Consider the following 24,121-nt stretch of genomic DNA (forward strand, 5'->3'; position numbering starts at 1 on the left):
CGTCCGGGGAGCGCCATTCAAGAGCACTCCCGAAAGGCACGACCATGCGATTCACTTCTGAACAGCGCCTCGACGACGGCGTCCGCGAACGCGAATTCACCCTCAGAGCGTGTTTGAGAAGGATCGGCGCGCCTGCGTGATCTTGTCGGCTGGGTGATCAACTGTGTCCGGGTGGCACGACGCGCGGTACCCCTCGGACACCAGCGACGAGCAGTGGGCTCTGATCGAGCAGCTGCTGCCGGAGGTGAAGACCGGGGGCCGACCGGAGAAGCACCCACGCCGGGCACTGGTGGACGCGATCCTCTACGTGGTCCGAACCGGGTGCTCGTGGCGGCAGCTCCCGGCTGACTTCCCGCCCTGGCAGACGGTGTACTGGCACTTCGTCCGCTGGGAGCAGGGAGGAGTCACCGAGCAGATCCTGCCGGTGGTGCGCGAACAGCTGCGGGTGCAGGAAGGACGCAACCCGCAGCCCAGCGCCGGGCTGATCGACTCCCAGAGCGTGAAGGGTGCCGACAACGTCGGGCGGGACTCCCGCGGCTACGACGCAGGAAAGAAGATCAATGGGCGCAAGCGGTTCATCGTCACCGACACCCTGGGACTCCTGCTGACCGTCGTCGTCCTCTCCGCCAGCATGCAAGACCGCGACGGCGCCAAGCCCGTCCTGCTGGAGACCTGCCTGCGCACGCCGGTGCGGTTCGTCTTCGCCGACGGCGCCTTCGCCGGCCGGCTGCTCGACTGGGCCAACACGATCCTGGCCACCACCCTGCACATCGTGCGCAAGCCCGCCAACCAGCGCGGGTTCGCGATCATCCAGCGCCGCTGGGCGGTCGAGCGGACCTTCGCCTGGATCACCGCGCACCGCCGCCTGGCCCGGGACTACGAACGCGACCCCGCAGTATCCGAAGCCATGATCCGCTGGGCCGCGATCAACACCATCACCCGACGCATCGCCCGCGGCGGGCTCGCGACCCGTCAGCAACGGCGTACCTTCACACCCTCAAGTTGAACTTCTCGACTCTCAGCGAGATCCCCGGCGTCCTATGGACGCCTGGATCCGCACCGGCCCCGCTGATCCTGATCGGGCGGCTTGCACAAGCGGCTCCCCCGGCTCGTCGCCCGGGCCCGGCGCTACGCGGCGGAGTACGGCTACGCGGCGGCCGCCATCGACGCACCCGGGCACGGTGACCGGCCCCGTTCTGCCGTCGACGAGCAGGCCCGCGCCGAGGGCGATGGAGGCCGGCGAGCCGGTCAACGAGATCGTCGACGCCTTCATCGTCCCGCTGGTCAAAAGGGCGGTCCCGGAATGGCGGACCACCCTGGACGCCCTCCTTTCGCTGCCCGAGATCGCTGGCCCGGTGGGGTACGACGGGATGACCGCCATCGGCATTCGGCTGGCGCTGGTCGAGCCGCGCATCGCGGCCGCCGCATTCTTCGGCGGCGGTTTCGTGCCCGACACCCTGTTCGAGGAAGCCCGGCAGGTCACCATTCCGCTGCAGTTCCTGCTGCAGTGGGACGACGAAGGGGTGGCACGGCAGCCGACCATGGATCTGTTCGACGCCATCGGCACCAGGGAGAAGACGCACGCCTATCTGGGCGGGCACGCCGGTACCCCGTGGTTCAAGGTGGACGACGCGGCCCGGTTCTTCGCCCGGCACCTGAAGTGAGGCCTGGCAGTCAGGCCAGCAGCAGACGGTAGGCGGTGTCGACCAGGATGCCGCTCATCGAGGACAGGTCCCGGCCCTCCTCGATGGCGGTGGCCAGCAGATGCACAACCGCCCCGATCGCGGCGGTACCGGCCATCGGCGGTACCGGCCGGTCGGGGGCGGGGGCTACGGGCGGGATGGGCTGGGACATCTTTGGGTCACTTTTGACCGGCAGACGCCCCGAATCGACGCCCAACGACGACAGGTTCACAGGGCTCAAGCCGCAGGTCACCGTAGGTATCGCTCGCCGTCACCGCCCTGGCGACCCTCGCCGCCGGCTGTCTCGCTCCTGCTGACCCTCCGGCTGCCGGCCAGGGACGCCAAGGCCAGCACGGGAGATCGACCGGGCAACCGATGAAATCCGCGGGGCTGGGCCGGTCGAACTGGCGTACCGTCGACTGGAGCCCCACCATGACCACGCCCGCACACCCCGGCCGGATGCTGTTCGTGAACATCCCCGTAGCCGACCTCGAGCGCAGCAAGGCATTCTTCTCGAAGCTCGGGTTCACCTACGACCCGGCGTTCACCGACGAGACCGCCGCTTGCATGCTCGTCGGCGAGCAGGCCTTCGTCATGCTGCTCGGCCGCGAGACGTTCGCGCAGTACGCGAAACTGCCGATCGCCGATCCCACGACGCACACGCTGGCCCTCTACTGCTTCAGCGTGTCGACGCGGGACGAGGTCGACGCGATCTCCGCCGCGGCCCTCGCCGCGGGCGGCACCGAGGCGGACGGCGCCGAGGACCACGGGTTCATGTACTCGCGGAGCTTCTTCGACCCCGACGGCCACGGCTGGCAGGTGATGTGGATGGACCCCGCGGCGCAGGCGCTCGCGGCCTCGACGGGGGACGCCGGCGCCCCGGCCTGACCCGGCGAGGGGGGAGCGGCGGCTGGCGCTTCAGGCGGCGCCCGGCGACGCCGGAACGGGCGATCGCCGCTAGCCGGGACCTGCGGTGACCGACGCGCTCAGCCCCGGGCGCCGCCGTCCACCGCGTCCTCGGAGGTCCCGGCGGTCGCCTGGTCGGCTCCGCTGCCGGCCGGGGCGTGACCAGTCCGCAGATCGCGGCCCGGCTCCATCTCTCGCCGCGCACCGTGCAGACCCACATCTCGCACAGCCTGCGAAAGCTCGGACTGCGCAGCCGCTCCGAGCTCGCGGCCACCGTGGCGCGGCACCACCGCTGTGGATCCGCGTGGCCTCCTTCGTGGCCTCCAACCAGTTCCCGCGATGCCAGTCACGCACTGCTGAGAGTCTCGGAAACGCGCTGATGCAACTGGCGCCTGAGGTGACCCTGGAGACGGAAATTCTCGTAATGCGTAGGTCTGGGGTTCGACTCCCCAAGGCGGCTCCACAGCTCACCAGCCGGTTCTTCGCTCGGCCCGATGACAGGCAGCGTCAAGGCGCCGCCTGGCGGCGGCGCGCGTGGCCGGCTACGCCACCACCAACAGGACGCGCCCGATCCCTGGAACGAACACGAGCAGCGCGACGAATGCGGACTACGATCCAGCCTCGTGAAAGACGGTCCGCCTGTTACGAATAGCCAGCGAGCACGTGTTGACCTGAGCATGTACGGCCTGCCCTCGGTGCGGTCGTCCCGGGGCGGTCCGCGGATTGCTCCCGCCGAAGCCGATGAGTTCGTGACTTGCGCAGGGTCGTAACCGGCATGAGCGATACGGATGCTGACCTGGGCAAGGTCGTTGTGAATAGGGCGATGTCGCTGGACGGCTTCATCGCTGGCCCCAACAACGCGATGGACTGGGTCATCGAGTACAACGAGTACGCGTTTCCGGAGGTCATGCACGCCACCGGCGCCATGCTCGTCGGCCGGGGTACCCACGAGGTCGGCAAGCGGATGTCCAGCGAGGACACCGACTACGACGGGGGGCCGGTGTTCGTCCTGACGCACCAGGCGCCGGACGAGCCGGAGCAAGGGTTCACATTCCTCACTTGCGACCTCTCGGAGGCCGTCGCCACTGCGCGCGCCGCCGCGGGCGGGAAGAACCTGGAGATCCTCGGTGCCGACATAGCCAGTCAGTGCCTGCAGCGAGGGCACGTCGACGAGGTCCTGGTGTATGTCCTGCCAGTGCTGCTCGGCGACGGCGTGCGCTTCTCGACTTCGGGCCTCGGTAGGATCGACCTGGAACCGTTCAGCAACACGCAGTCAGGTCCCGTGACGATGCTCCGCTTCCGCGCGCGGAAGTAGGCGCGGGGGTCCAGCAATCGAGTGGTGTGTGGTGGGCCTCGGTGGGCTTGAACTCCGACCTCTTCCTTATGACCGCGCACGGATCCGTGGGAGACCGGGTTCGTCGACATCACTGGTGATCAGGCCCTGTTGGGGCAGGTCGATCACCATCACCTCGATCGCCGCCCGGAACGCAGCGAACTCGTAGGATCGGGCGGCCATAGTTAGCTGCAGGTGGGCGAGCGCAAAGCAGGCGCTGCTGGTGCGGGCCAGCTGTCCGGGAGGAATCCACGCGACGAGATGGGGTGCGCATGTTGGACTCGGTTCGGGAGACATGCCGATGAACCACGTCTCTGCGTGACAGGGCTTAAGATCGACATCTGTTGTCGCCACCGGGCCATCTCGGTGATCGACTCATGCCCGCACTCGACACAAGTGCAGGACCACGTGCGACCCCGGGAGTCACCAGGTGCGGACTGCTCCAGAAGACACGGATCCAACTGAGGTCAGCCCAGCTCCCACGCCAGCATCACCAGTGACAAGCACCTCCTCAGGCCATCTGGATACGGACGGCCAGTTCATGATCACGCAAACATCGTCCTGGATCTTCAACGCCGATGCGAAGGCGGGCCTTCTGCTTGCGGCGCTCGCCGTGCTCGGCGCGGCACTGACAGGGCAGCTCCAGTCGACGTTGAGGGGGTACCTCGTATTCGGCGTCCGGGAGGTCGCCGGGCTGGTCCTCTTTGCTGTGGCTGCAGCGATGCTTGGCATCTCGGTGTTCTACATCTACCGGGTTCTGGTCCCGCGCTTGGACGAGACCTCCTCCGAATCACGGTTTTCCTGGCCGTGGGTGTCACAGCAGGCTCTGGACCTGATCTTCCGCCGCGAGCCCGGCGGAGTCCGACGTGAGGCCTGGGTGCAGGCAGTCGCGCTCTCGGGCATCGCTCGCGCAAAGTTTTCGGCGTTCCGTGCAGCACTGCAGTTCGCGATCATCGGCAGTGTGTTTCTCCTGGCTGGGTCCGTCGTCGGCTTCTGAGCGACCGCCTTCAACCTCGCGGGTCGATATCGAGCATTTGGTCGGGCTGCAGCGGCCAAGGAAGACCGGCTTGCCACATCCGCTCGGCTTCGTCGACGAAATGCTCGTACCAGCGAGACCTTCGGCGCGCGGTCGGCAGCCGCGCGGGTCGTCGTGGTGGTCCGGCTTCACGGCGTACCCCTGAGCGGCGCAGGGCGGGTCGATCGGTCATCCGGGCTGCAGGGGAAGCTCGACGACGATCGCGGTCCCTTCCCCGGTCGGGCTGCTGACCTCGATCGCCCCGCCCAGGGCATGCACCCGGTCACGCAGCCCGATCAGACCCGAGCCCCCCGCGGGGTCGGCGCCGCCGATGCCGTCGTCGCGGATCGAGAGACACAGCATGGCGTCGCGTTGTTCGACGATGACGTGGGCGTAGGAGGCGCGGGCGTGTTTGGTGGTGTTGGTGAGCGCCTCGGACACGACGTAGTAGGCCGCCACCTCGATCGGCGGCGCGGCGCGGGTGTCGGTCCGGATGTCGAGTTCCACCGGGATCGCCGCGCGGCGGGCGAGAGTGCGCAGGGCCGGGCCGAGCCCGCCTTCGGACAGGATCGCCGGGTGGATGCCGCGGGTGATCTCGCGCAGCTCCTCGATCACCACATTGAGCTCGTCGGCGACGCGGCCGATCTGCGTCTGAAGGGCGGTGCGGTCCGCGGGCTCTGTGGACTGGGCCAGGCGTAGCTCGAGGCCGAGCGAGACCAGTCGCTGCTGGGTGCCGTCGTGCAGGTCGCGCTCGATGCGTCGGCGAGCGTCGTCGGCGGCGGCGACGATCCGGGCCCGGGATGCGGTGAGCTGGTCGCGGCTGTCGGCGTTCGCGATCGCGGTGCCGACGAGCTCGGTGAAGCCGGCCATGCGCTGTTCGGTGTCGGCCGGCAAACGCTCGAGCACCCCCCCGATGGCGATCGCGCCCCAGAGATGCCCCTCGACGACGATCGGCGCTGCGACCGCCGACCGGAGTCCGATCTGGCGGACGGCGTCGGCGAACGCGCAGGAGGCTTGGCTGTAGTCGTCGCAGCGCGCCGAGCGGCCGGTGCGCAGGACGACCGCCACGGCCACGGGCGGCTCAGGCCTCCATCGGCTCCTCACCGGTAGCTCGCCCTGATGGTCGCCGACGCGGGTGAGAACGGTCACCGCGCCGTCGGGATCGAGGCGGACGATGTTCGCGCCGTCGGCACCGAGGACGCTGCTGACCTCCTGGGCGACGGCCGCGAGGACCTCGGCCGGTGGCACCCCACGGGCGACCAGCGTGGCGACGCGGCGCAGGGCGGCCTGCTCCTGGGCGAGCTGGCGGAGTTCGTCGCGGTTTTCCTCGAGCTGGGCGCGGCCTTCGGCGTTCGCGATCGCGGTGCCGATGAGCTCGGTGAACCCGGCCATGCGTTGTTCGGTGTCGGCCGGGAAACACCCGTGCCGCGTCCCGATGGCGATCCCGCCCCACAGCCGCCCCTCGACGACGATGGGCGCTGCGACCGACGACCGGAATCCCATCCGGCGGACGGCGTCGGCGTAGTCACCGGGGGCTTGGCTGTAGTCATCGCAGCGCGCCGGGCGGCCGGTGCGCAAGGCGACCGCCACGGCCACGGGCGGCTCCGGCTTCCAGCGGCTCCCCACCGGCAGCTCGGCGCGGTGGGCGCCGACGCTGGCGACGAGAGTCGTCGCGCCGTCGGGATCGCGGCGGACGATGACCGTGCCGTCGGCACCGAGGACGCTGCTGGCCTCGTCTGCGACGGCCGCGAACACCTCGGCCGGTGGCAGCCCGCGGGCGACCAGTGTGGCGACGCGGCGCAGGGCGGCCTGCTCCTGCGCGAGCCGGCGGAGTTCGTCGCGGCTTTCCTCGAGCTGAGCGCGGCCCTCGGCGTTCGCGATCGCGGTGCCGACGAGCTCGGTGGAGCCGGCCATGCGCTGTTCGGTGTCGGCCGGGAGGCGCTCGTGCCGCGTCCCGACGCCGATTGCGCCCCACAGATGCCCCTCGACGATGATCGGCGTCGCGACCGCCGACCGCATTCCCAGCCGGCGGACGGCGTCACCGTAGGCGCCGGACGCTTGGCTGGTGTCGTCGAGGCGAGCCGGGTGGCCCGTGCTCAAGGCGACCGCCAAGGCCAGCGGTGGGTCAAGGTTCCAGCGACTCCCCACCGGCATCGCGTCGGCGTATGCGCCGGTGCGGGCGGCGAGGGTCGCCGCGCCGTCGGGATCGAGGCGGACGATGAGCGCGTCCACGGCACCGAGGACGCTGCCGACCTCGTGCGTTACGGCCGCGAACACCTCGGCCGCCGGCACCCCGCGGGCGACCAGCGTGGCGACGCGGCGCAACGCGGCCTGTTCCTCGGCGAGCACGCGCAGCTCCTCGCGGCTCTCGGCGTTCGCGGTCGCGAGGGTTTCGGCCTCGCGGGCGCGGTGCGCGGCCATGCCGACAACCGAGCTGACGGCGCCGGCGACGAGGACGAACGCAACCAGGGTCACCACCTCGTTGAGGTTGGCGACGGCGAAGTTGTCCGGCGGGATGAAGTAGTAGGCCAGCAGCGCCGCGGCCGCGACCGCGGCGGCCAGCGCCGGAACCAGCCCACCGAGCAGCGCCACGACCACGACGGCGAGCAGGTAGAGCAGCATCTGGCTGGGCATGTTCAGGATGCCGCGAAGCTGGGCCAAACCCAGGGTCAGCAGGGGAAGAACGGTCAGCGCGGTCAGCGCCCCGGCGAGCCGGCGCCGCGGGGAGAGCCCCGCGCGCAGGGCAGGCAGGCGTCGTCGGGTCGCGCCGGGCTCTGGCGGGACGGTCAGCACGTTGAGGTCGTCCGTCTCGCCCAGTGGGTGGCGGCAGCACCGGACCGGCTTACCATCCTTCTGCCCGCCGCAGCCGGCGCGGGCGGGTGCGAGCGGCTGGCCGCCGGCGCCCACGCAGAAGTCGTCAGCCACTCCCGCCACGGTACGTCCCCCGCCTGCGTGTTGTGCTCTGTCGTGCCGCGAGGCGCGACACGTTCGGGGGCGCGGAGGACGCGCGTGATCGCGTCCTGCTCTGCCTATGTGACCGTGCCGTACGCGCGCAGCACGGCACGGCGGATGCCCTCGTAGCCGGTGCAGCGGCACAGGTTCGAGCTCAGCAGCCCGTCGAGGCGCTCGGGGTCCTCGGCGATCGTGGGGTTCTCCTCCAGGGCTCCGACCACCAGCATCACGAACCCGGCGGTGCAGAAACCGCACTGCAGCCCGTGCTCGACGGAGATCGCCTCCTGGAAGGCGTGCAGCCGGCCGTCCGCCGCCAGCCCCTCGACCGTACGGACGTCGCGGCCCACGCACTGCACCGCGAACATCAGGCACGAACGCACGCCCTCACCATCCACCAGCACGGTGCAGGAGCCGCAGACCCCGTGCTCGCAGCCGAGCTTGGTGCCGGTGAGCCCGCAGTCGTCGCGCAGCACGTCGGCCAGAACCCGGCGCGGCTCGACCGTCACGTCGTACTCGGTCTCGTTGACCGTTAGGCGTATCGGAGTGCGCCCTGTCATCGTTCGCCCTACCTCTCGCCGTTGATCTCACGGTCCTCGCGTGCCTGCGCCAACGCCCGGCGGATGAGCACGCCGACCGCGTGCCGCTTGTACTCGACCCCGGCATGCGGCTCGGGAAGCGGAGCGGCGGCGGCCACAGTGAGTTCGGCGGCCCGGGCGAAGACCGCGGGTGCGGCCTCCCGGCCGACCAGATGACGCTCTGCCTCGTGTGCGCACACCGGGCGGTCCGCCGCCCCGGCCAGCCCGAGCCGGGCGCCGGTGATCACGCTGTCCCGCACGGTCAGCACCGCCACGACCGCGACCTGGGCGAAGCTGGCGTGCGTGCGGTGCTGCTCGCAGAAGCCCACGCCGACCGCGTCCGCCTCTGCGCCGGGACCGGGACCGGGACCGGGCAGCAGTGGCAGCCGCACGGACGTCAGGATCTCGTCCGGCTGCCGTGCCGTGTGGAAGGGGCCGAGGAAGAAGTCACCGCCCGCCACCGTGCGGCTGCCCACCGGCCCGGTCAGTTCGATCGCGGCGTCGAGGGCGACCGCTGTGGCACACCACTCGGATGCCGGATTGGCCCAGGCCAGGCTGCCGGCCATGGTCCCCCGCGCGCGTACCGGCGGATGCGCGATGAACGGGCTGACCCTGCTCAGCAGCCGCCCCAGCGCCCCCGGAGCCACACTCGGCGTCTCGAAGGCCCGGTGCCGGGCCAGGGCGCCGACGCGCAGCGCGTCACCCTCCACCGTGATCGCGTCCAGGCCGCGCACGTTGTTGATGTCGACCAGCAGGGCGGGCCGCTCGCGGCGGTAGTGCATCTCGAGCACCAGGCTCTGGCCACCGGCCAGCACACGGGACGTCTCGGGCCGCTCGGCGAGCGCAGTGACGGCGTCGGACAGGTCAGTGGGTGCCACGTAGTCGAAGGGCGCCGGTTTCATCGCACGCCCACCTCCTGACGGTCGGCCACCAGCCAGCAGGCCTCCGGGGTCAGTGGCAGCTGGACGCCGCCGATGTCCGACGCCGCCGATCCGGCGCCCGTGGCCGCGGGCCCCAGCGCGTCGATGACGGCGTTGACGATCGCGGGCGGCGTGCCGATGCATCCGGCCTCGCCCGCACCCTTGGCGCCGAGCGCGCTGTTCGGATTGGGGGTGACGGTGGTGCCGAGGGTGAGCGGCGGGAGCTCGCCGATCGTCGGCAGCAGGTAGTCGAGCAACCCGTCGGCCTGTGGCCTGCCCCGGTCGTCGTAGGGCATCTCCTCGTACAGGGCCTGCCCGATCCCCTGCACGATGCCCCCGCGCGTCTGGTCCTCCACGATCTCGTGGTCGACCGCCACACCGCAGTCGTCGACCGCGACGAGGCGCAGCCCGCGCACAGTGCCCAGCTCCTGGTCGACCTCGACCACGGCGACGTACGTGCCGAAGGGGAAGGCGGCCGGGGTGTCGTAGCTGCCCTCGACGCGCAGCGGTTCCGGCGACGCGGTCGCCAGCTCGCCTAACGTCCAGCTGCGCTGCCCGACAGTGATGGTGCCGTTCACGTAGCCGGCCTCGCCGCCGGCCAGCCGGACCGCGCGCCGCTTCGCCTCCTCGATCAGGTCCAGTGCGGCCTGGTGCAGCGCCGAGCCGCCGACCTGCATCGACCGGCTTCCGAACGTGCCGATGCCGTCGGCCACCTCCGCGGTGTCGCCCTGGATGAGCGCGACGCAGTGGGCGGGGATGCCGAGGGTGCGCGCCACGAGCTCGGGAAATACCGTCTCGTGGCTCTGGCCGGTCGAGCAGGTGCCGATGCGCGCGGTGACACTCCCGTCGGGCGCGACGTCGAGGGCGGCCCACTCGTGCGCCATCGGCGCCTGTTCCAGACCGGAGCGCTCGGCGAAGCTGCAGATCCCGATGCCGAGCGCCCACTCGCTGCCCGACCGAAGTCGCCGGCGCTGCTCGGCGCGCCAGTACGCGTAGTCGACCAGCTCCAGTGCCTTGTCCAGCGCCGGCTCGTACTGCCCGCTGTCGAAGCGCCTGCCGGTCGGTGAGTCGTACGGGAAGGCCTCCGGCGGGATGAAGTTGCGCCGCCGCAGCTCGGCCGGGTCGATGTCGAGCCGCCGGGCGAGAAGGTCGACGGTGCGCTCGACCGCGTAAACCTGCTCGGGTCGGCCGGCCCCGCGGTACGGCGCGGTGGGCGTGGTGTTCGTGACGACCGTGCGAACAAGGGCGTGCACCTTCGGGGTCAGGTACACGCCACCGGCCGCCATCCCCGTCTCGGCGGCGACGAAAGGGGCGAGCGGGTAGGCGCCGACGTCCGCGTCCACCTCCAGTGCCAGCGCCAGCATCCGGCCGTGCTCGTCTGCGGCGAGCCGCACCCGCTGGTTCTGACCGCGGCCGTGTGTGGCGCTCGACAGCGTCTCGGCACGGTCCTCGAGCCAGCGCACCGGGCGGCCGAGCTGCAGCGCGAGCCGCACCACCGACAGGTACTCGGGGAAGGTGGCGCTCTTCGAGCCGAAGGCGCCGCCGCAGTCCGGCACCCGCACCCGGATCCGCTCCGCGTCGAGCTGCAGCGCTGTGGCGAGGTCCCTGTGCAGCCGGTGCGGCGACTGGTGCGAGACCCAGACCGTCAGCCCTCCGTCAGCCTCGGGCACGGCCAGGATCGCGCGCGGCTCCATCGGGGTGGGGGCGAGCCGGGGCTGGCGGTAGATGCCCTCGACCACAACAGGAGCCTGCTGCCACACCTCGTCGGGGATGGGCTCGCCGAATTCCATCCGGGCCGTGACGTTGTCCACCCCGTCGAAGAGCCACGTGGACGACGCGGCGGCCTCTCCCGGGTCCACCAGCGCGGGCAACGGGTCGATGTCCACTCGCACGGCGTCGGCGCCGTCCTCGGCCACGTAACGGTCAGTGCCGACAACGACGGCGAGCGGTTCGCCGACGTATCGCACCCGGTCGACCGCCAGCGCAGGAATCTGCCTCGGGTCGGGCTCGGGGGTGGGAAAGAACGAAGGCACGACGAGCGGCTCGTCTCCCATGTCCGCCGCGCTCCACGCCCCCAGGACGCCGTCGACCATCGCCGCCGCACTCGTGTGGACCCGGAGCAGCTGCCCGTGGGCGACCGTGCTGCGCACGAATGCGGTGTCGAGGCAGCCGTCGACGTCGAGGTCACCGACGTAGCGACCGGCTCCGGTGACCAGCCGGGCGTCCTCCCGTCTCCCCAGGACCCACGATTGCGCTCCCTCGGGAACCTGGGTGGACATGGGCGGCGGCGACACCGGAGGCTCGACGGGCGTACGGCTCTCTGTGAAGTCGCTCACTCGTTTCAGACTAGGCCTCTCTGCCAGGGACGCTCGCGGACGAGGCGCGCCAGCTCCGCGCGCTGCAGAAGGCGCGGAGGTAGCCCCGGGGGGAGCGCCGGCTCCCGGCCGGCCAGCAGGGAGATCGCTACGCGGCGGCGTGGCTCGTCGTCCACATGTGGCAAGGCCCCGCCCGGACGTCCTCACCGTCTAACCAAGCCGGCCGCCGTTGCCCTGGCCTGGCTGCGCACCCGTCCGGGCACCGTGGTGCCGATCGTGGGCGCGCGCCGACTCGGCCACCTCGAGCAGAACCTCGCGGGCATCGACGTCGCACTCTCCGCCGAGCATGTCCGCACGCTCGACGAGCTGTCCGCGCCGACCCTCGATTACCCCGCGCCGATGCACGGCGCGCTGCGGGCGATGCTCCAGTTCGCGGGCACCATCGTCGACGGGGAGTCCTCCGCGGTCTACCCGCCGCTGACGGCGAGCAGCGTGCGCTACTGAGCCGCGGCCATCTCGTCGCGGCGTTGGTAGCACACTCGGTCGCTCCAACACGCGGCCTTGTCCGCGTCGTGTTAAACCTGCTCCCATCGGACTCCGCGGTCCATAGGGGAGCAACTGATGGATCTCGACAAGGCGTTGGACGTCATCCGCGAGCAGCACAAGGCGGTGCTCGCCACGATGCGCGACGACGGCACTCCGCAGATGTCGCCGGTCCTGGTCGCCGTGGACGACGACGGGCGTGTGCTCGTGAGTACCCGTGAAACCGCGGTCAAGGTGCGCAACCTGCGAAGAGACCGACGGGTGTGGCTGTGCGTACTGCCTGACGACTTCTTCGGACGCTGGGTCCAGGTGGAGGGCCTCGCCGAGATCGTGTCCCTGCCGGAAGCCATGGACGGCCTGGTGGACTACTTCCGGCGGGTCTCCGGCGAGCACGAGAACTGGGACGACTACCGCGCGGCGATGGAGCGCGAGCGGCGGGTGCTGGTACGGGTCACCCTGACTCGCGCCGGCCCCGATCGCGCCGGCTGATCGAGGGGCGCGGCCGTACGTAGCCGACGCGCTCAAGCAGGTGGACCGGACCGAGATCGCGGGCAGGTCCGGCGGTTCCTCGGAAGAAGGTCGGGGGGTGTGTCGATCCGCGACGTTCGCCGTTCGACCTTGGGGTGAGAGGGTCCGAGATGGACCCCGGACACCTAGGGAGACGGAACGATGAAGTACATGCTGATCATGCGGGCCACCGACGAGGCCTTCGCGGGAATGGCGAACATCGACTTCACCGAGATGCTCGAGACCATGGGCAAGTACAACGACGAGATGATCCGGGCCGGCGTGCTGGTCGCCGCAGAGGGACTCGACGACGCCGCCGAGGGCGTGGTCGTCGACTACTCCTCCGAGCCGCCGGTGGTGAGCGACGGCCCGTACGGCGAGACCAAGGAGCTGTTCGGCGGGTTCTACATCCTCAACGTGGCGTCGAAGGAGGAGGCGGTCGAGTGGGCCAAGCGGTCGCCGATCACCGGCCCGGGCTTCAAGACCGAGATCCGCCGGGTCACCACGATCGACGAGTTCCCGCAGGACAACGAGTGGATCCAGAAGGAGCGGGCGTGGCGCGAGGCCAACGGTCAGCTCTGAGCGGATCGAGGGGACATGGGCGATCCCACCGGACGTGAGGCCGTCGCTGCCGTCTGGCGGATCGAGTCCGCGCGGATCGTCGGTGCGCTCGCGCGGTACACCGGCGACTTCGCGCTGGCCGAGGATCTTGCCCAGGAGGCGCTGGCCGAGGCTCTCGTGACCTGGCCACGCGACGGGGCGCCCCGTAACCCCGCCGGGTGGTTGCTCACCGTCGGCCGGCGCCGCGCTATCGACGCGTTCCGTCGGCGCTCAGCCCTCGACGAGAGGTACGCCGCGCTCGCCCAGAACCTGGGCGAGGGCGGTCTCGTCGCGGGGAGCGCACCGGCCGATCCGGCCCGGGAGACCGAGGACGTGCTGTGGGACCCGGACCAGATCGACGACGACGTGCTCGCGTTGATGTTCATCTCCTGCCACCCAGTGCTGTCGCGGGAGGCGAGGGTGGCGCTCACCCTGCGGGTGGTCGGCGGTCTGACGAGCGATGAGATCGCCACGGCGCTGCTCGTCCCGACCGCCACCGTGCAGGCCCGGATCACCCGGGCGAAGAAGACCCTCGGGGCGGCACGGGTGCCGTTTGCGGTGCCGCCGGCGGTGGAGCGGGCCGCGCGGCTCGGCTCGGTGCTCAACGTGGTCTACCTGATCTTCACCGAGGGATCCTCGGCCAGCTCGGGTGGCGATCTGATCCGATTCGATCTCGCGGGCGAGGCGCAGCGGCTCGCGCGGGTGCTGGCCCGCCTGGTGCGGGACGAGCCGGAGGTTCATGGCCTGCTGGCCCTGCTCGAGCTGACGGCGGCGCGCTTCCCTGCCCGCACCGGGCCGGACGGCGAGCCGGTGCTGCTGGAGCATCAGGACCGGCGGCGCTGGGATCGCACAGCGATACGCCGGGGACGGGCCGCCCTGGTCCGTGCGGAGCGGGTCGGCCGGGGACTCGGCGCCTACGGCCTGCAGGCGGCGATCGCGGAATGCCATGCCGTCGCTGCGTCGGTCGACGCGACGGACTGGGAGCGCGTCGTGCTCCTCTACGAGGCGCTCGGCCGGCTCGCGCCGTCACCGGTGGTCGACCTCAACCGGGCGGTGGCGGTCTCGATGGCCCAGGGACCGCTTGCGGCGCTCCCGATCGTGGACGAACTGCTGGCGGCCCAGGCGCTGTCGAAATCGCACCTGCTGCCGAGCGTTCGCGGGGAGCTGCTCACTCGCCTGGAACGCACCGGCGAGGCGCGAACCGAACTGGAGTTGGCCGTGCGGCTGTGCGGCAACGAGCGCGAGCGTGCGGTGCTGGAGCGCAAGCTCGCCGAACTGGGCTGACGGGCGCGGCGGTTGGCGATCAGCGCTCGCCCGGTTCAGGTCGCGAGCGCGGGCGCGAGACCGAACGTCGGCACCAGGCTCGGGTCGTTGAACGCCGTGATGCGAGAGATGCGGGCGCCGATCAGGGTCAGGACCTGAATGCCGTACGCCTCGTACCGGCCGTCGCCCGCGTGCGTGTAGGCGACGAGGGCGGGCTGCCTGTTGGCGCGGGTGGGCACCATCCGCCACTGACCCTCCCGGCGCAGCACGCGACTGGCCAGGAAGCCGACGACTGCGCGCCGGCCCGTGAACCAGGTCGGGATCGGCGGCATCTCCATCTCGACGTCGGCGCGCAGCAGGTTCACCAGCGCGTCGGGGTCGGCCCGGGTGAACGCGTCGACGTAGCTGTCGAGGAGGGTTCGCCGGGTTTCCTCGTCCGGCTCGGCCAGGTCGTCCTCGACGGGCCCGGCCTCCGCCAGGTGGGCCCGAGCGCGGCGCAGCGCGCTGTCGACGGCGGCGTCCGTCGTGTCCAGCATCTCGGCGACCTCGGCCGTCCGGAACGCCAGCACGTCACGCAATGTCAGTACGGCCCGCTGCCGGGCGGGCAGGACCTGGAGTGCGGCGATGAACGCGAGCCGCACTCCGGTCCTCCCGGCCACGATCGACGCCGGGTCGCCGGTGCCGAACAGCGCGTCGGGTGCCGGCTGGAGCCACGCCACCGACGGTTCGCGGGGAGCCACGGCCACCCGGTGATCGTCCGAAGGCGTGCCCAGCCCGGACGGGAGTGGCCGTCGCGAGCGGGTTTCCAGCGCTGTCAGGCAGGCCATCGTGGCGATCTTGTAGAGCCATCGCCGCACCGAGGAGCGGCCCTCGAACCGGCCGAATGCGCGCCACGCTCGCAGGTAGGTCTCCTGCACCAGGTCCTCGGCGTCGTGGATGGAGCCGAGGATCCGGTAGCAGTGCGCGAGCAGCTCAGGCCGGAACGGCTCGGCCAGGGCGGCGAACTCGGCGTCCGAGGGCATCGCGGCTTCTCCCGGGGGTGCGGTGAGGTTCACGGTAGGCGGACGGTCAGCCGACCGGGCGCGATCCGGCGCCGCTGACGATGTACTCCGGCGCGCCGGTGTCTGCGGCGACGTCCAAGACGGCCTTGGCCACCTGGTCCGTGGTGAGGATCGGCTGCAGGCCTTCGATGAAGGTGTCCCGGTCCACGCCCTGGCGTGCGGCGTAGCCCGTGATCCCGACCGAACCGACGCCGCCGGCCGGGGTCAGCTGCGGAAGCAGGGTGACGAACCGGATGTCCAGGCCGGCCCGCTCCGACTCGTCGGCCGCGTACCCGCGGATGTATCGGACGGCGGCCTTGGCGCTGGCGTACCCGCCACTGAGCGGGGATCCGGCCAGCGCGGCTCCGCTGGACATCGCGACGACCACGCTGCCCGGTGCCAGCGGCTCGCGCAGCGCTGCCCGGGTCCAGGTGAAGACATGTCGGGTGTCGGCGTGCCAGTTGCGGCTGAAGGTCTCCCAGGTCTGCTCGTGCACGGGCGCCATGTGCGGCGCGACCCCGGCGTTGAGGACGACCAGGGTGGGACGGTGACGGCGGACCACATCCTGCGCGAGCGCCTCGTCGGTGGCGTCGGCGGCGAGGGGTGTGAAGCCGTCGCCGAGTTCGTCGTGGACGGCGCGCAGTGCCTGCTCGTCGCGGGCAATGCCGACGACGTGGCTGCCCGCGGCGACGAGCGCGGCGGCGATCGCGCGCCCGAAGCCGCGGCTGGCGCCGGTGACGACTGCGGTCTGGATGGGATCGGACATCGGACACTCCGGAGTCGTGGTGGCTTTCGGTCCGCATCAAGACCAGCCGCCGGAGCACAACCCGTCGCAACCGCCGGAATCAGGGGAGTGATGTGGGTCACGGCTACGGCCACCCACCGGGGTCAGGGCTCGCGACGGGAGCTGTCACGCGTGAGCGAGCTCGGGCGCGTGCCTGTGCAAATGCAGCGGCGAGGTGTGGATCGACAGTGCATACAGTGCCCACCCCACCAGAGCCATGCCCAACCAGGTGATCGACCGATAGATCAGCACACTCGCCGCCGCCGGCCCGGCCCCCACGCCTGAGGCCAGCAACAACGCCAGCAAACTCGTCTCGGCCAACCCGGCACCGCCCGGGAAGATCTGCAGAGCCACGCTGAGCTGCACCAGCAGGAAGCCGACGAGAAGCGCGCCCCAGGGCACCACCGCACCGACAGCGACCACACCGGCTGTCAGACAGCAGAAGTCCAGCACCCACGGGAGCGCCGCCAGCACGATCAGCACCACCCAGCGCCCCGCAGACGGCCGCAACAGCGCGATTCGGGTGGACAGCCGTTGCGAGACCTCCTCGGCCCGCGTCGCCCAGGCGAACCCGCAGCTCCCGCACAACCCCGGCACCCACCGGCCCAGCCCGACCAGCCGGCGCAGGGCACGCCGCAGCACCGCCGGGTGGCTGACCACCTTCCACATCCCGACGCACCCCACGGTGATCAGCACCGCCACCCCCAGCGCCAGGACAAACTGGATCCGGCCGGTCACACCCAACCCGGCCGCGCCCAGCACCAGGAGGGTGACCGTGGAGATCACGCCCGCCGCCAGTACCGACCACGAAGCCGGCGCCGCATCAACCCCACGTCGACGCAGCCGGTCGATCGCATATGCCATCGCACCCACCCCGCCGACGACCGGCACCGTCACCGACACCGCGTTCTGCACGAAATTAATGCTCTGCACCGTGGCAACCGACACCCTGGAGCCGCCCACCAGCAGCAACTGGCGGTGCAACTCGGCGTACAGGACCAACGCCGCCACACCGAACAACACGGCAAGCGCCACCCACCCCCAGTCCAGGTGGTCCAACCGTCGGACCGCCAGCGCGGCATCCGCGGCCAGCCCCGGAGCGACCCAGGCCAAATAGCCCACAGCCGCGGCTGCCACCAGCCAGTGCCCCACCAGCAGCCAGTCCTTCCGACGACCCGGCCGAGACGACACATCGGGGGTGTGCCCCTCGGGCCTGGAACTGTTCATGTCAGCACTTTCAGTCTCCGAACGTTGGCCGTGCGTTCGCCTGCGGCCCGACGTGCTGCAGCGTGGTGAGACCTGAGAGTCGGTATGGCTGCGGGTTCGATGTTTCCGGTCGACTGGACGAAGAGACAGCCTGCAGGCAATACGAACGGACCCCCGCAGGCCCTACGAACAGACACCCGGCAGGCAGGGAGCGCGTCGCGGCGCTCGACGGCCGGCTGGAGCTGCGCAGCCCGCCAGGGCAGGGCACGTGCCTGCGCGTCGCCTGACCCGGAGCGATGGCTGAGGGTCGTGGGTCCGTCGACCTGAGGGAGCTCGCCGGTCGGTCAGAAGCTGAAGGTGGTGGCCGCGCCTTCGCCGATCCACTGCCACAACGGGACGGTGCCACCGAGTTCCGCGCCGTTGATGAACGTGCTGTCGTCGATCTTCTTGGCGTGCACGCAGATCGGGCAGACGAGGAAGCGGCCGTCGGCTCGCTCGTAGCGGTCGAGAAGCTCGGTCAGGGGCGGGCAGCCCTCTCAGGCCGTCGCGACCGCGACCCCCGGCACCGCGAGCCGGACGGCCTCCTTGGTCAGGAACATCATCGTCGGCCGGCCCTGCTCCGCGGCGGCGACCGCGGTCAGGAACGCCACGGTCACCCGCTCGGGGTCCTCGAGACCGGTCGTCAGGTTGATCACTGCCTTGTCGCTCACGGGTCCTCCTCATTTGGACGTGGCGGCCACGCTAGGAACGGGCCGGGTCCGTGTCGTGAGGAGTTCTCCCTATGGATCGACGGGTTCGAGGGTGCGCAGGAGCCCGTGCTGCATCGCGAACAGGGCTGCGGCGGCCCGGGTGTTCGTGCCGATCTTCGTGTAGATCCGCTCGATGTGGTTGCCGGCACTTCGGGGCGATGCCCAGGGCATGGGCGATCTGGCGGGTGGATGCGGCCCGGGCGACCAAGACGAGCACCTCGACCTCCCGTGGCGTGAGCCCGGCCGGGCCGCCGGGCGAGCGGCGGGTGTGGTGACCAGCGACGGAGAGCACGGCTTCGACTGCCGACGGGTCGAGTCGTCCGGCGGTCAGGGACGCCTGCGGGCATGCAGGACGGCGTCGTGAATCGTGACCTCCCGGCCCTCCGGGTCGCGAGCCATACGTGGGCGGGAAGCGGCTGTGATCACGTCCCACCGTTGCGTGTCGAGCGAGTTCGCGGCCTCCTCCGCGGTGAAGAACAGGTCGGGTTCGGGTGGACGTGGCATCGTCGTCTGCATGTCGGACGGGTGGTGGCCGACGATCAGCAGAGTGCCGGCCGGCGAGACCGCGTCGGCGAGGCGCGCGAAGAGCGGCTCCCGCAGCGCCCGGGGGAAGTGCATGAACTGGGCGTTCACCAGGTCGTAGGCCCGGTCGGGCGCCCAGGTCGTGAGATCCGCGCACTGCCAGTCGATCCGGCCGCTGATGTCCGGTTCGGCGTGCGCCGCCCCGCGTTCGAGAGCGACGGCGGAGACGTCAACCGCGGTGACCTGCCATCCCCGCCGGGCGAGCCAGTGGGCGTCGCCGCCCTCTCCGCACCCGGCGTCGAGTGCGGTGCCGGGGTCCAGCGCACCCGCCTCGCTGACGAGTTGAGGGTTCGGGTCGCCGCTCCAGATCCGGCTGGCCGAGCTGTAGCGCTCGTCCCAGAACCGCGCGGTGAAGCGTTCGTCGATCATCGGTCACTCCTGTGGCTCGTGCTCGCCCTGCCACTGTCCGGCCAGGACCGAATGGGATGCAAGAAGAGTTGCCAGAACGGCAAGGACCTCCGCGCCGCGTCGAGTGACACATCGCGGATCTCGTAACTGATCACGCTAGGGGCATCGCGGTCGGGCGTTCTGACGATGGGGATGGCCGTCAGTCTTGTAGGTTCCGCAGGATCCGGGCGAGGGAGGTGCGGTCGGCCTCGTCGAGGCGGGCGAAGAATCCTTCGGCCTCGGCGGCCCGCGCAGCCCGGATCCCGGCGGCCACGTCCGCGCCGCGGCTGGTGAGTGCGACGAGGGTGGCGCGGCGGTCGTCGGGGTCGGACCGGCGCTCGACCAGGCGGGCCTGCTCCAGCGCGTCGATCACCTCGGTCGTGGAGCGCGGGACGATGCGCAGATAGTCGGAGAGGGCGCCCAGCCGCATCGGCCCGTGCCGGGTGAGCACGCCCAGCGCGCGAGCCTGCGAGGGGGTGACATCCCAGGGCGCCAGCGTGCGCTGGGTCTGGTGGCGCAGCTGCCGCGCCACCCCACGGAACGCCTCGGCGAGCGAGTCCTCCGGCTGCTTCTGCACCGGAATACCCTACCAACAGGTATCGTTGCCACCTCATGTTGAGCCTGCCTCAGCAAAAGTGTGAGGGGAGTGGGTAGCGATTTGGGACCCGATATCTCGACCGACCGGCTGACGCGCCCCGGGCGACACACCGTGACCGCCGCGGACAAGGCGCAGGCACGTGGGGTGTCCCTGCGCCGCATCACGCGGCTGTTCGTCCCGCACCGCTGGCCCATCGCCACGGTGACCGCGATCATCGTGGTGTCGTCGGTGGTGGCGATGGCCTCACCGTTCCTGCTACGCGCGGTCATCGATGACGCCCTGCCCCACCAGAACCTGACCCTGCTGGTCTGGCTGGTCATCGGCATGGTCGCGGTCGCTGCGGTGACCTCGGCGTTGGGTGTGGTCCAAACCTGGATCTCGACCAACGTCGGCCAGAAGGTCATGCACCGGCTACGCACCGACGTGTTCACCCACCTGCAGCGCCAATCGATCGGGTTCTTCACCCGCACCCGCACCGGCGAGGTGCAGTCACGGATCACCAACGACATCGGCGGCATGCAGACCGTGGTCACCTCCACGGCCACCTCGCTGGCCTCCAACCTCACCACCGTGGTCGCGACCCTGGTCGCCATGCTGGCCCTGAGCTGGCAGCTCACACTGGTGTCGCTGCTGGTGCTGCCACCCTCGATCTGGCTGACCCGGCGGGTCGCGCGGCTACGCCGCGCGGTCACCGCGGCCCAGCAACGGGAACTGGCCGACCTCAACGTCGTGATCGAGGAAGGACTGTCGATCAGCGGTGTGCAACTGGCCAAGACGATGGGCACCGGGCCCGCGCTCGTGCAGCGGTTCACCGCCTCCTCCGAACGACTGGTCGACCTCGAACTGCGTTCCCAACTCGCCGGGCGCTGGCGGATGGCCGCCACCACCGTCGTGTTCGCCGCGATCCCAGCGATCATCTACCTCAGCGCCGGCCTCCCGCTCACCACCACGACGATGACGATCGGCACCCTGGTCGCGTTCACCACCCTGCAATCCGGGCTGTTCCGCCCCATCACCGGCCTGCTCAACATCGGGGTATCACTGATCGCCTCGCTGGCGCTGTTCGCGCGGATCTTCGAATACCTCGACCTACTGGTCGAGGTCGACGACCCGGTCACCCCCGTGGACATCGACCCAGCCCAGATCAAGGGCCACCTCCGCGCCGAGAACATCACCTTCACCTACCCCGGCAGCGAAACCGCCGCCGTCGCCGGGATCACCCTGGACGTCCCCCCCGGCACCACCCTCGCCCTGGTCGGACAGACCGGCTCGGGGAAAAGCACACTCGCCGCCCTGATCACCCGCCTCCACGACCCCGACACCGGGCGCATCACCATCGACGGCACCGACCTACGCGACATGCGCCTGGCCGACCTCGCCAAAATCGTCGGCGTCGTCAGCCAGGAAACCTACCTACTCCACACCACCGTCCGGGAAAACCTGCGCTACGCCCGACCTGAGGCCACCGACACCGACATCGAAACAGCCGCGAAAACCGCCCAAATCCACGACCTCATCACCAGCCTCCCCGACGGCTACGACACCATCGTCGGCTCCCGCGGCCACCGCTTCTCCGGCGGAGAAAAACAACGCATCGCGATCGCCCGAACCCTCCTACGCGACCCCCAAATACTCGTCCTCGACGAAGCCACCAGCGCACTCGACACCCAAACCGAACGCGCCATCCAACACGCCCTCGACCAACTCGCCCACGACCGAACCACCATCACCATCGCCCACCGCCTCTCCACAATCCGAAACGCCGACCACATCACCGTCATTGACCACGGCCACATCATCGAATCCGGCACCCACGACAACCTCCTCGCCCAACACGGCCGCTACGCCCGCCTGGCCCGCTGAGACCAGACCGGTGGGCCGGTCATGATGGCTGCCTGTCACTTGCCTTGGCTGCAGCCAAGGACTTGGTGGGATGTGACCGAGGGTCGCCCCAGGGGATCGGGGGCGAGCAGGGCCGTGCTCGGGCATGCGCCTCGACTCGCGCTGATTACCACGTCCCGGGCAGGGACACCGGGGCCCATGTGGCGCACCGCGACGCTTGCCGCCGCGCCGTCGATGATGAACGGGCTGAGCACGAATGGCACCCGCGCGGTGACCTGCTGTCCGGAGTCTTGATGGCGGAACGGCATCGTAATGCGGTCGGATTCGACGCGGTGTTGCAGGACCACTGGCGACTCGCGGGCGGCCTGCATAACAGTTTGGCGCCAGTCCTGCGCCGAAGTCTGGTTTCCGAAAAACACACCGTTTCCGGACCTGTCGACGGCGGGCTTTGCGACCAGTCGGTCACGCTCACCGGCCGCCATACGCAGCAGTTTTCCCTGCGCGGCCGGATCCTCGTCCAGGCCCAGGCATACGGTCCACGGAACGTGAGTACGCACCAAGGCGTGGTCGGCTCCGGCGAGCACGCCCGCATCACAGTCCTCGTGGAGCCAGGACAGGATCGCCTTCGAGGAGATCATGGCCGACTCCGTGCGCGGGAACATCTCGATGGTTCGGGCACGATCGGCCGCACGCAGGGCGGCGAGTCCGCCGCCGTCGTCGACGATGCGGTTACCGCCCCACTCGAGCAGCACAAGGTCGATCGGCACATCGGCGGCGAGCAGTCGACCGGCGGCGTCGAGGCGCAGGTCGACGAGGTCGGCCTGGACCACCTCGAGGCCCATCCGCTGGGTCTCGGCCACGATGGGCGATCTGGCCGTCTCGTAGCGCCGGACCGCACCGGTGCTTTTGTTGATCCCGCAATACGCGGGCATGAGAAGTCGGCCTCCGTTGCCATTCCCGATCTTGGCGCGGAGCGTCCGGGCCAGCGCCGCGGAACGCGCGGTCACCGTGGAGGGCGGCGGGTACAGACCGCTCTGCGGACACAATCCGGCGTAGGCCTCCGCGAGCCGGGGCGTCACTGTGGCGCCGCCGAGCCGGGTGCTGTTGTTGAATTCGAGAAGGTGGGGCCGCCCCTGCTCGATCAGGAGGTCGGGACGCGCATACCGGGTGAGTTCTGCGGCCACCAGCGGACGATCAGGATCCATCAGCGGGAGGTCATGAGGAAAGCGGAGAACTCGGTGCAGTTCGCCTAGGGTCGAGGCACGGCGACGGCAGGTGTCCACGGCCAGGCGCAGCAGCCGGGCTGCGAGCGACTCGAGGCCCTGGTGGGCGCGTTCTCCGATGACGACCGGCCGGAGTGGCTCCCAGCGCCCGCCGTCCGATTCCTGGCGTGGGTAGAACCCCCATCCGTTCGAGGCCGTTCGGCGGGTGAGGAACTCGTGGCGGAGCAACTCGGGCAGCGCATCCCAGACATCGTGGATCACGAGGTCGAGAAGTCCGTTATCGGTCATGCAGCGACCTTCCCTGCAGCCGGGACAACGTCAGCGGGATGGATTCCGCCTGGTGGCAAGGCTACCTCGGTGCTCGAACGCCCGCTCGGCGTTATCTGTATCCGGCTACGTCGAAAGACCATGACGATCGCGTGCTCTGCTATACAGCGAGAGCAGGAGTGAGTCGCGTATCCGGCCGCGCTGGAAGTGCGATCGGAAGCGCGAATCGTATTCTTTGAACCATTGCCCAGACTGATGCAAAAAAAGGATGTCATGCGGCGCCATATGCCGTATTGCGAGCATGGCTACCGGGGCGACAGAGACTCTGAAGTCTGGGTTCCGGATCGCTCTCTCGTCACAATGCGGATGGAATTGCCCGATCATTAATCCTAATTCTACGGCGAAGTTCTTCAAGCTCGCATACACCGCATCCAGGCGCCCCCAGCCCGCTGGGCCCATGCGTGGCATGACTATCAGCCTACTTTCAAGTAGTACTCCGGTATTGCGCGATGGCCGGCCCGCCTCACCAAACTCGCTGATCTCAGCTCGCAGCTGATCGCTCAATTCCGGATCGCTGGATCCGTCAATGTCGTATCGTATGTGGGTCTCCAAGTCGTGCTGAGCGAGCGCACGAGGGATGAACGGACACACAGGACCAGACCGTCCGACTCTTCGGTCGCCAACGGAAACATATTCCCGCAGCCAAGAGTCGGCCAGCCTGCGGTACTCGTCAGAATGGCTCTCATCGATCATGGCGTGGGTGCCGCTGGACCACGACGTTTCGCGAGCACGTCGGCCCTGTACGAAATTCCTCACGTGGCTAATCCAATCT

General features: G+C 70.1%; 25 protein-coding genes and 1 pseudogene. 11 read left to right on the forward strand and 15 right to left on the reverse strand.

The window, feature by feature from the left end:
• The first annotated feature begins 163 nt into the window (after window positions 1–163).
• On the forward strand, window positions 164–1,006 hold the full coding sequence (locus ABD143_RS06980) for an IS5 family transposase (RefSeq protein ID WP_343972865.1): 843 nt from the start codon (window positions 164–166) through the stop codon (window positions 1,004–1,006).
• A gap of 223 nt (window positions 1,007–1,229) precedes the next feature.
• Complete coding sequence (locus ABD143_RS06985; RefSeq protein ID WP_343972867.1) at window positions 1,230–1,664, forward strand: hypothetical protein; 435 nt, start codon at window positions 1,230–1,232, stop codon at window positions 1,662–1,664.
• A gap of 10 nt (window positions 1,665–1,674) precedes the next feature.
• Here the strand turns inward: ABD143_RS06985 and ABD143_RS06990 are convergent, their stop codons facing one another.
• On the reverse strand, window positions 1,675–1,854 hold the full coding sequence (locus ABD143_RS06990) for a hypothetical protein (protein WP_343972870.1): 180 nt from the start codon (window positions 1,852–1,854) through the stop codon (window positions 1,675–1,677).
• Between the two features lie 260 nt (window positions 1,855–2,114).
• Here ABD143_RS06990 and ABD143_RS06995 point away from each other — a divergent pair, with 260 nt between their 5' ends.
• The 4 genes from ABD143_RS06995 (at window position 2,115) to ABD143_RS07010 (ending at window position 4,918) form a co-directional block, all read left to right on the forward strand.
• On the forward strand, window positions 2,115–2,570 hold the full coding sequence (locus ABD143_RS06995; RefSeq protein WP_343972873.1) for a VOC family protein: 456 nt from the start codon (window positions 2,115–2,117) through the stop codon (window positions 2,568–2,570).
• A gap of 176 nt (window positions 2,571–2,746) precedes the next feature.
• Window positions 2,747–2,968 carry a response regulator transcription factor gene (locus ABD143_RS07000; RefSeq protein WP_343972875.1) on the forward strand — a complete coding sequence of 74 codons (222 nt, stop codon included), beginning with the start codon at window positions 2,747–2,749 and terminating at the stop codon, window positions 2,966–2,968.
• 395 nt (window positions 2,969–3,363) lie between these two features.
• Window positions 3,364–3,903, forward strand: coding sequence for a dihydrofolate reductase family protein (locus ABD143_RS07005; RefSeq protein ID WP_343972878.1), 540 nt, complete (start codon window positions 3,364–3,366; stop codon window positions 3,901–3,903).
• Window positions 3,904–4,417: 514 nt separating this feature from the next.
• Window positions 4,418–4,918, forward strand: a complete 501-nt coding sequence (locus ABD143_RS07010; protein ID WP_343972881.1) for a Pycsar system effector family protein — start codon at window positions 4,418–4,420, stop codon at window positions 4,916–4,918.
• A 207-nt stretch (window positions 4,919–5,125) separates the two neighbouring features.
• Here ABD143_RS07010 and ABD143_RS07015 read toward each other — a convergent pair whose 3' ends face one another.
• The 4 genes from ABD143_RS07015 to ABD143_RS07030 form a co-directional block, all read right to left on the reverse strand.
• Window positions 5,126–7,861, reverse strand: coding sequence for a GAF domain-containing sensor histidine kinase (locus tag ABD143_RS07015; RefSeq protein ID WP_343972884.1), 2,736 nt, complete (start codon window positions 7,859–7,861; stop codon window positions 5,126–5,128).
• 104 nt (window positions 7,862–7,965) lie between these two features.
• Window positions 7,966–8,445 (reverse strand): (2Fe-2S)-binding protein, encoded by a 480-nt coding sequence (locus ABD143_RS07020; protein ID WP_343972887.1) that lies wholly within the window; start codon window positions 8,443–8,445, stop codon window positions 7,966–7,968.
• Between the two features lie 8 nt (window positions 8,446–8,453).
• Entirely contained in the window at window positions 8,454–9,365 is a 912-nt protein-coding gene (locus tag ABD143_RS07025; RefSeq protein WP_343972890.1) for an FAD binding domain-containing protein, read from the reverse strand.
• Window positions 9,362–11,719 (reverse strand): xanthine dehydrogenase family protein molybdopterin-binding subunit, encoded by a 2,358-nt coding sequence (locus ABD143_RS07030; protein ID WP_343972893.1) that lies wholly within the window; start codon window positions 11,717–11,719, stop codon window positions 9,362–9,364. Before ABD143_RS07030 ends, ABD143_RS07025 begins: the two co-directional genes overlap by 4 nt.
• On the opposite strand from ABD143_RS07030, the gene ABD143_RS07035 reads away from it, so the two are divergent.
• From ABD143_RS07035 to ABD143_RS07050, 4 genes are all read left to right on the forward strand, one after another.
• Window positions 11,633–12,202 carry an aldo/keto reductase gene (locus ABD143_RS07035; RefSeq protein WP_343972896.1) on the forward strand — a complete coding sequence of 190 codons (570 nt, stop codon included), beginning with the start codon at window positions 11,633–11,635 and terminating at the stop codon, window positions 12,200–12,202. The genes ABD143_RS07030 and ABD143_RS07035 overlap by 87 nt on opposite strands.
• Window positions 12,203–12,319: 117 nt before the next feature.
• On the forward strand, window positions 12,320–12,730 hold the full coding sequence (locus ABD143_RS07040; RefSeq protein ID WP_343972899.1) for a PPOX class F420-dependent oxidoreductase: 411 nt from the start codon (window positions 12,320–12,322) through the stop codon (window positions 12,728–12,730).
• A 180-nt stretch (window positions 12,731–12,910) separates the two neighbouring features.
• Window positions 12,911–13,330 (forward strand): YciI family protein, encoded by a 420-nt coding sequence (locus tag ABD143_RS07045; RefSeq protein ID WP_343972902.1) that lies wholly within the window; start codon window positions 12,911–12,913, stop codon window positions 13,328–13,330.
• 15 nt (window positions 13,331–13,345) lie between these two features.
• Window positions 13,346–14,632, forward strand: a complete 1,287-nt coding sequence (locus tag ABD143_RS07050; RefSeq protein ID WP_343972905.1) for an RNA polymerase sigma factor — start codon at window positions 13,346–13,348, stop codon at window positions 14,630–14,632.
• 35 nt (window positions 14,633–14,667) lie between these two features.
• Here ABD143_RS07050 and ABD143_RS07055 read toward each other — a convergent pair whose 3' ends face one another.
• The 8 genes and pseudogenes from ABD143_RS07055 to ABD143_RS07085 form a co-directional block, all read right to left on the reverse strand.
• Entirely contained in the window at window positions 14,668–15,666 is a 999-nt protein-coding gene (locus ABD143_RS07055) for a sigma-70 family RNA polymerase sigma factor (RefSeq protein WP_343972908.1), read from the reverse strand.
• Window positions 15,667–15,679: 13 nt separating this feature from the next.
• The gene (locus tag ABD143_RS07060; protein ID WP_343972910.1) at window positions 15,680–16,417 is read right to left on the reverse strand and encodes an SDR family oxidoreductase; all 738 of its coding nucleotides are present in this window, start codon (window positions 16,415–16,417) and stop codon (window positions 15,680–15,682) included.
• 144 nt (window positions 16,418–16,561) lie between these two features.
• Complete coding sequence (locus ABD143_RS07065; protein ID WP_343972913.1) at window positions 16,562–17,662, reverse strand: lysylphosphatidylglycerol synthase transmembrane domain-containing protein; 1,101 nt, start codon at window positions 17,660–17,662, stop codon at window positions 16,562–16,564.
• Window positions 17,663–18,177: 515 nt separating this feature from the next.
• Window positions 18,178–18,351 carry a DsrE family protein gene (locus ABD143_RS07070; RefSeq protein ID WP_343972916.1) on the reverse strand — a complete coding sequence of 58 codons (174 nt, stop codon included), beginning with the start codon at window positions 18,349–18,351 and terminating at the stop codon, window positions 18,178–18,180.
• Window positions 18,352–18,420: 69 nt separating this feature from the next.
• Window positions 18,421–18,561: a helix-turn-helix domain-containing protein gene (locus ABD143_RS07075; protein ID WP_343972919.1), complete on the reverse strand. Its 141-nt coding sequence runs from the start codon at window positions 18,559–18,561 to the stop codon at window positions 18,421–18,423.
• A gap of 10 nt (window positions 18,562–18,571) precedes the next feature.
• Window positions 18,572–18,823: pseudogene (locus tag ABD143_RS38130) on the reverse strand (hypothetical protein); the annotation flags it as partial.
• Window positions 18,718–19,341: an SAM-dependent methyltransferase gene (locus ABD143_RS07080; RefSeq protein ID WP_343972922.1), complete on the reverse strand. Its 624-nt coding sequence runs from the start codon at window positions 19,339–19,341 to the stop codon at window positions 18,718–18,720. The pseudogene ABD143_RS38130 and the gene ABD143_RS07080, both read right to left, overlap by 106 nt.
• A gap of 178 nt (window positions 19,342–19,519) precedes the next feature.
• Window positions 19,520–19,936 (reverse strand): MarR family winged helix-turn-helix transcriptional regulator, encoded by a 417-nt coding sequence (locus tag ABD143_RS07085; RefSeq protein ID WP_343972925.1) that lies wholly within the window; start codon window positions 19,934–19,936, stop codon window positions 19,520–19,522.
• A gap of 132 nt (window positions 19,937–20,068) precedes the next feature.
• Between ABD143_RS07085 and ABD143_RS07090 the strand changes: the two genes are divergently transcribed.
• On the forward strand, window positions 20,069–21,820 hold the full coding sequence (locus ABD143_RS07090; RefSeq protein WP_343972928.1) for an ABC transporter ATP-binding protein: 1,752 nt from the start codon (window positions 20,069–20,071) through the stop codon (window positions 21,818–21,820).
• A 35-nt stretch (window positions 21,821–21,855) separates the two neighbouring features.
• Here the strand turns inward: ABD143_RS07090 and ABD143_RS07095 are convergent, their stop codons facing one another.
• Together ABD143_RS07095 and ABD143_RS38135 are read right to left on the reverse strand one after the other, a co-directional pair.
• Entirely contained in the window at window positions 21,856–23,310 is a 1,455-nt protein-coding gene (locus ABD143_RS07095) for a hypothetical protein (RefSeq protein WP_343972931.1), read from the reverse strand.
• Between the two features lie 105 nt (window positions 23,311–23,415).
• Entirely contained in the window at window positions 23,416–24,042 is a 627-nt protein-coding gene (locus ABD143_RS38135; RefSeq protein ID WP_379660114.1) for a DUF6875 domain-containing protein, read from the reverse strand.
• Window positions 24,043–24,121 lie beyond the last annotated feature (79 nt).

This window comes from Pseudonocardia aurantiaca (assembly GCF_039526725.1).
Taxonomy (GTDB): domain Bacteria; phylum Actinomycetota; class Actinomycetes; order Mycobacteriales; family Pseudonocardiaceae; genus Pseudonocardia; species Pseudonocardia aurantiaca.

Coding starts and splice junctions, on each gene's coding strand:
- ABD143_RS07075 (WP_343972919.1), bottom strand. CDS start 18,561: ATGCCCTGGGCATCGCCCCGAAGTGCCGGCAACCACATCGAGCGGATC.
- ABD143_RS07060 (WP_343972910.1), bottom strand. CDS start 16,417: ATGTCCGATCCCATCCAGACCGCAGTCGTCACCGGCGCCAGCCGCGGC.
- ABD143_RS06990 (WP_343972870.1), bottom strand. CDS start 1,854: ATGTCCCAGCCCATCCCGCCCGTAGCCCCCGCCCCCGACCGGCCGGTA.
- ABD143_RS07040 (WP_343972899.1), top strand. CDS start 12,320: ATGGATCTCGACAAGGCGTTGGACGTCATCCGCGAGCAGCACAAGGCG.
- ABD143_RS06985 (WP_343972867.1), top strand. CDS start 1,230: ATGGAGGCCGGCGAGCCGGTCAACGAGATCGTCGACGCCTTCATCGTC.
- ABD143_RS07025 (WP_343972890.1), bottom strand. CDS start 9,365: ATGAAACCGGCGCCCTTCGACTACGTGGCACCCACTGACCTGTCCGAC.
- ABD143_RS07050 (WP_343972905.1), top strand. CDS start 13,346: ATGGGCGATCCCACCGGACGTGAGGCCGTCGCTGCCGTCTGGCGGATC.
- ABD143_RS07065 (WP_343972913.1), bottom strand. CDS start 17,662: ATGAACAGTTCCAGGCCCGAGGGGCACACCCCCGATGTGTCGTCTCGG.
- ABD143_RS06995 (WP_343972873.1), top strand. CDS start 2,115: ATGACCACGCCCGCACACCCCGGCCGGATGCTGTTCGTGAACATCCCC.
- ABD143_RS07020 (WP_343972887.1), bottom strand. CDS start 8,445: ATGACAGGGCGCACTCCGATACGCCTAACGGTCAACGAGACCGAGTAC.
- ABD143_RS38135 (WP_379660114.1), bottom strand. CDS start 24,042: ATGATCGATGAGAGCCATTCTGACGAGTACCGCAGGCTGGCCGACTCT.
- ABD143_RS07080 (WP_343972922.1), bottom strand. CDS start 19,341: ATGATCGACGAACGCTTCACCGCGCGGTTCTGGGACGAGCGCTACAGC.
- ABD143_RS07005 (WP_343972878.1), top strand. CDS start 3,364: ATGAGCGATACGGATGCTGACCTGGGCAAGGTCGTTGTGAATAGGGCG.
- ABD143_RS07045 (WP_343972902.1), top strand. CDS start 12,911: ATGAAGTACATGCTGATCATGCGGGCCACCGACGAGGCCTTCGCGGGA.
- ABD143_RS07095 (WP_343972931.1), bottom strand. CDS start 23,310: ATGACCGATAACGGACTTCTCGACCTCGTGATCCACGATGTCTGGGAT.